This is a genomic window from Streptomyces lushanensis (assembly GCF_001700515.1).
GTDB classification, from domain to species: Bacteria; Actinomycetota; Actinomycetes; order Streptomycetales; family Streptomycetaceae; genus Streptomyces; species Streptomyces lushanensis.
Map to the genome: position 1 here is coordinate 1 of NZ_MAUD01000548.1, position 4,883 is coordinate 4,883.

Consider the following 4,883-nt stretch of genomic DNA (forward strand, 5'->3'; position numbering starts at 1 on the left):
CGGCCGGACCGGGGCCGGCCGCACTGCCCTGCCGGAGGGCCCGGCCGGAGGGCCCGGCCGCACTGTCCGGCGCACAGGGCCCGGCCGCCGCGAGGGCCGCTGTGCACGAGCGCCGCTCGGCCCGGGCCCGGGACACATCCGTTCCGGGCCCGGCCCTATGGTCGTCCCATGCCCGCCCCTGATCCGAGCGACCTGCGCGACCGCGATCTGCGCGACCGCTTCGCCGCCACGCTCCTCGCCGTCCGCGGCGAAGGCCCGCCCGACCCGTACGTGTACGCCGACGACCTCCTCGCCCGCTGGGCCGAACCTCAGCGCCGCTACCACACCACCGCTCATCTGCTCGCCGTCCTCGACCACATCGACACACTCGCCGAGTACGCGGACGACCCGGACGTCGTACGCCTCGCCGCCTGGTTCCACGACGCCGTTTACCGGCCCGACCGCTCCGAGAACGAGGAGCGCTCCGCCCGTCTCGCCGAACGCGCCCTGTCCGAGGCCGGTCTGAGCGACACCCGTACGCGCGAGGTCGCCCGGCTCGTCCGCCTCACCACCACTCACGCCGCCGCGCCCGGCGACCGCGACGGTGCCGTCCTGTGCGACGCCGACCTCGCGATCCTGGCCTCGGCGCAGGACGCGTACGCCGCGTACCAGAGCGCGGTCAGGGAGGAGTACGGATTCGTCCCGGACGCGGAGTTCCGCGCGGGACGGGCGGCCGTACTGGAGCAACTGCTCGCGCTGCCGGGCCTGTTCCGTACCCCCCATGCCGTACGGGAGTGGGAGCACCGCGCCCGCCACAACCTGACCACCGAACTGGACGCCCTGCGGGCGTGACTGCGGGCGTGACTGCGGGCGTGAACGCGGGCGGGGGCGTGAGCGCGGGCGCTACCGCGGGCGTGGCGGCGGCCGGTCGCACGGAGGGGAATGCCACGACCGACACCGGCGTTGGCACCTGTCGTGCCCGATTCCACCGACGCCCGCGATTCCGCCGACATCCGCACGAGCACCACCGGCAGCACGAGCAGCGCCGACACCCTCACGAGCACCGACCGACGCTCCGGCATGCCCCTCGCCGTCTACATCCTCGGCCTCGCGGTCTTCGCCCTCGGCACGAGTGAGTTCATGCTCTCCGGCCTGCTGCCGCCGCTCGCCGACGACATGAACGTGTCCATCCCCACCGCCGGACTCCTCATATCCGCCTTCGCGATCGGCATGGTGATCGGCGCTCCGCTGCTCGCCGTGGCCACCCTGCGGCTGCCCCGCCGCACCACGCTCATCGCCCTGATCTCCGTCTTCGGCCTCGGCCAGGTCGCGGGCGCGCTGGCCCCGACCTACGAGGTGCTCTTCGCGTCCCGGGTGGTCAGCGCCTTCGCCTGCGCCGGATTCTGGGCGGTGGGCGCGGCTGTCGCCATCGCGATGGTCCCGCTCGACGCGCGCGCCCGCGCCATGGCCGTGATGATCGGCGGCCTGTCCATCGCGAACGTCCTCGGCGTACCGGCCGGCGCCTTCCTCGGCGAACACCTCGGCTGGCGCTCGGCGTTCTGGGCCGTCGGCGCCGCCTCGGCGGTCGCGCTGGCCGGTGTCATGACCCTCATCCCGCGTATCCCGGTGCCGGCCGAGAGGCCGCGGCTCAAGCGGGAGCTGACCATCTACCGCGACCGCCAGGTCTGGCTCTCCATCACCGTCACCGCGCTCTCCGCGGGCGGTGTCTTCTGCGCGTTCTCGTATCTCGCGCCGCTGCTCACGGATGTGGCCGGGCTGGACAGCGGCTGGGTGCCGAGCGTGCTCGGACTCTTCGGTGTCGGCGCGCTGGTGGGTACGGCGCTGGGCGGCCGGTACGCGGACGCGCATCTCTTCGGCGTGATGCTCAGCGGTATCACCGCCTCGACGGTGCTGCTCGTCCTGCTGGCGCTCACCGCGTCGAACCCGGTCGCCGTGGTCGCGCTGACCTTCCTCCTCGGCGTCTCGGCGTTCTACACGGCACCGGCCCTCAACGCCCGTCTGTTCAACATCGCCGCGGCGGCCCCCACCCTCGCGGGCGCCACCACCACGGCCGCGTTCAACCTGGGCAACACGGGCGGCCCCTGGCTGGGCGGCACGGTCATCGACGCGGACCTCGGCTTCGCCTCGACGGCCTGGGCGGGCGCGGCGATGACGGTGGTCGCGATCGCGCTGACGGCCGTGTCCCTGCGCTTCCACCACAAGGCGACCAGCCGGGTGGTGGCGGGCTCCTCACGCACGGCACCGCCCGTACCGCCCGCACCCGCCGACGCCACGGCCGGGACGGCAGAGGTGCCGGGGGCCACCGAGGCCACCCGTGGCCAGGGCGTGTTTCGAAACAGGGCCTAGGACGTCCGGGACGGTGGCATCGGACGCGGGCGGCCCTTGGGCCGTCTCAGGCCCGCCTCCGTGAGTCTGCGGACGAGTTCCTTGGAACCGATTTCCACCGCGCCCGCGCGCACCACGTCGCCGTAGCGGTCCGACGGGACGTCGTAGTGGTCGCGTTCGAAGGCGCGGGGCGGGCAGCCGACCGTGGCCGCGAAGGCGTGCAGTTCGTCGAACGAGACGTCGCTGACCAGGTGGGACCACATACGGCCATGACCCGGCCAGGTCGGCGGGTCGATGTAGACGGTCATGAGGCGCCGCCCGGCTCGCCGGAGGCGTCCCGGCCGCCCCGGCCGTGCTCCGGCCCCGCCGGATCCGTATCGGTCCCGCCCACCGCGCGCCGGCCGCCGCCCAGCGATCCCACCGCCGCGATCACCACGCCCGCCTTTCCGCAGACCCAGTGCGGATCGGGCCCCAGCTCCGGTTCCACGTCCAGGGCGTGCGACTCGGCCTCCACGCCCTCGGCCTCCGAGCAGACCGGGCAGAGCGGCCAGCGGCCGTACCGTTCCATCAGCGCGTCCTGGACGTCCTGGGCGACCAGCCCCGCCACATACGCGGCGCCCTCGGGCCACTGCTCGACCCACCAGCGCCGGTGCGACACCGACTCCTCCACCAGGGACACGACCTCGGCGCGCGCCACATCGCCCGCGATCAGATCGGCCAGCACCAGCGCACGCGCGGAGTGCAGCGCCCGCTCCAGCGGGTCCACGCCCCTCGGGTCCACACGAGGATTCTCCTCGTCCCCGCGCTCATCCATACGGTCGTCACGGTCGTCCATCCAGCCATTGTCGGGGACAGCGCGGGGTTGACGACCGGCCAAATCCGAAAATATCTTTCAAAGGTGACCCAAGATGTGAAGGAAATTTTCAGCGTCGACCCCCCACCCGTACCCGCCGCGCTCGCCGCCAAGGTGCGGACCCTCGCGCCCACGATGACCCGTTCCATGCAGCTCGTCGCCGAGGCCGTGGCGGGCGATCCGGCCGGCTGCGCCGCGCTCACGGTCACCGGCCTCGCCGAGCTGACCGGCACGAGCGAGGCGACCGTCGTCCGCACCGCCCGGCTCCTCGGCTATCCCGGCTACCGCGATCTGCGCCTCGCCCTCGCGGGCCTCGCCGCCCAGCAGCAGTCCGGCCGCGCCCCGGCCGTCACGGCCGACATAGCCGTGGACGACCCGATCGCCGATGTCGTCGCCAAGCTCGCCTACGACGAACAGCAGACCCTCGCCGACACCGCCGCCGCGCTCGACACCGTCCAGCTCGGCGCCGTCGTCACGGCAGCGGCGGCGGCCCGGCGCATCGACATCTACGGTGTCGGCGCCTCCGCCCTCGTCGGCATGGATCTCGCGCAGAAGCTGCTGCGTATCGGCCTGATCGCCCACGCCCACTCGGACCCGCATCTCGCCGTCACCAACGCCGTCCAGCTCCGCTCCGGTGACGTGGCCATCGCGATCACCCACTCCGGCTCCACCGGCGATGTCATCGAACCGCTCCGGGTCGCCTTCGACCACGGCGCGACGACGGTCGCGATCACCGGCCGCCCGGACGGACCGGTCTCGCAGTACGCCGACCACGTACTGACGACCTCCACCGCCCGCGAGAGCGAGCTGCGCCCGGCCGCCATGTCCAGCCGTACGAGCCAGCTCCTGGTGGTCGACTGCCTGTTCATAGGGGTCGCCCAGCGTACGTACGAGACGGCGGCGCCCGCCCTCTCCGCGTCGTACGAGGCCCTCGCGCACCGGCACAGCCCGCGCGGCACGGGCCGCTGATCCACCGGCCCGCCGCCTGGCACGGGCAGCAGAACCGGCAGCAGAACCGGCACCCGCACCGGCACCCGCACCCGCACTCCCCCGCCACGCTCACCACGCTCGCCACGCAGAAAGAGCCGTTCCCTCATGACCTCCCGACAGGACCAGCAGGAGCACCAGGAGCAGCACGACCCGTACGGCCGGCACCGCCGGTACGGTGAACTCCGCGCGCAGCTCGACACCCTCACCACCGAGGCCTTCCGCCCCGAGCTGGCGGAGATCGACACGCTGCCCACCCTCGACATCGCCCGGCTGATGAACGGCGAGGACACCACCGTCCCCGCCGCCGTCGCCGCCCAGCTCCCCCGGATCTCCGCCGCCGTCGACGCCATCGCCGAGCGCATGGCCCGTGGCGGCCGGCTGATCTACGCGGGCGCGGGTACGGCGGGACGGCTCGGCGTCCTCGACGCCAGCGAGTGCCCGCCCACCTTCAACACCGACGCGGACGACGTCATCGGCCTGATCGCGGGCGGTCCCGGCGCGATGGTCACCTCCGTGGAAGGCGCCGAGGACTCGAAGGAACTGGCCGCCGCCGACCTCACCGCGGTCAAGCTCACCGCCAACGACACCGTCGTCGGCGTCTCCGCCTCCGGCCGCACCCCGTACGCGATCGGCGCGGTCGAGCACGCCCGCTCCCTCGGCGCGCTCACCGTCGGACTCTCCTGCAACGCGGGCAGCGCGCTCGCCGCCGCCGCCG

Annotated in this window: 6 protein-coding genes; 4 read left to right on the forward strand and 2 right to left on the reverse strand. The window is 73.5% G+C overall.

Features of this window, described 5'->3' with window-relative positions; all coding sequences use genetic code 11:
- Nucleotides 1–168: 168 nt before the first annotated feature.
- Together BFF77_RS31055 and BFF77_RS31060 are read left to right on the forward strand one after the other, a co-directional pair.
- Nucleotides 169–831, forward strand: coding sequence for an HD domain-containing protein (locus tag BFF77_RS31055; RefSeq protein ID WP_066956726.1), 663 nt, complete (start codon nt 169–171; stop codon nt 829–831).
- Nucleotides 832–1,059: 228 nt separating this feature from the next.
- Nucleotides 1,060–2,346 (forward strand): Cmx/CmrA family chloramphenicol efflux MFS transporter, encoded by a 1,287-nt coding sequence (locus BFF77_RS31060; RefSeq protein ID WP_066956734.1) that lies wholly within the window; start codon nt 1,060–1,062, stop codon nt 2,344–2,346.
- Here BFF77_RS31060 and BFF77_RS31065 read toward each other — a convergent pair.
- Both BFF77_RS31065 and BFF77_RS31070 read right to left on the reverse strand, forming a co-directional pair.
- The gene (locus BFF77_RS31065; RefSeq protein WP_066956728.1) at nt 2,343–2,633 is read right to left on the reverse strand and encodes a DUF4031 domain-containing protein; all 291 of its coding nucleotides are present in this window, start codon (nt 2,631–2,633) and stop codon (nt 2,343–2,345) included. The genes BFF77_RS31060 and BFF77_RS31065 overlap by 4 nt on opposite strands.
- Nucleotides 2,630–3,139 (reverse strand): hypothetical protein, encoded by a 510-nt coding sequence (locus BFF77_RS31070; RefSeq protein ID WP_066956737.1) that lies wholly within the window; start codon nt 3,137–3,139, stop codon nt 2,630–2,632. Before BFF77_RS31070 ends, BFF77_RS31065 begins: the two co-directional genes overlap by 4 nt.
- 84 nt (nt 3,140–3,223) lie before the next feature.
- On the opposite strand from BFF77_RS31070, the gene BFF77_RS31075 reads away from it, so the two are divergent.
- The gene (locus BFF77_RS31075; protein WP_066956731.1) at nt 3,224–4,147 is read left to right on the forward strand and encodes a MurR/RpiR family transcriptional regulator; all 924 of its coding nucleotides are present in this window, start codon (nt 3,224–3,226) and stop codon (nt 4,145–4,147) included.
- Between the two features lie 126 nt (nt 4,148–4,273).
- On the forward strand, nt 4,274–4,883 hold a 610-nt coding region (locus BFF77_RS31080), incomplete at its 3' end, for an N-acetylmuramic acid 6-phosphate etherase (protein WP_141698583.1).

Excerpts from the sequence above, each read along its gene's own strand:
- BFF77_RS31055 (WP_066956726.1), top strand. The coding sequence starts at position 169 with ATGCCCGCCCCTGATCCGAGCGACCTGCGCGACCGCGATCTGCGCGAC.
- BFF77_RS31060 (WP_066956734.1), top strand. The coding sequence starts at position 1,060 with ATGCCCCTCGCCGTCTACATCCTCGGCCTCGCGGTCTTCGCCCTCGGC.
- BFF77_RS31065 (WP_066956728.1), bottom strand. The coding sequence starts at position 2,633 with ATGACCGTCTACATCGACCCGCCGACCTGGCCGGGTCATGGCCGTATG.
- BFF77_RS31070 (WP_066956737.1), bottom strand. The coding sequence starts at position 3,139 with ATGGATGAGCGCGGGGACGAGGAGAATCCTCGTGTGGACCCGAGGGGC.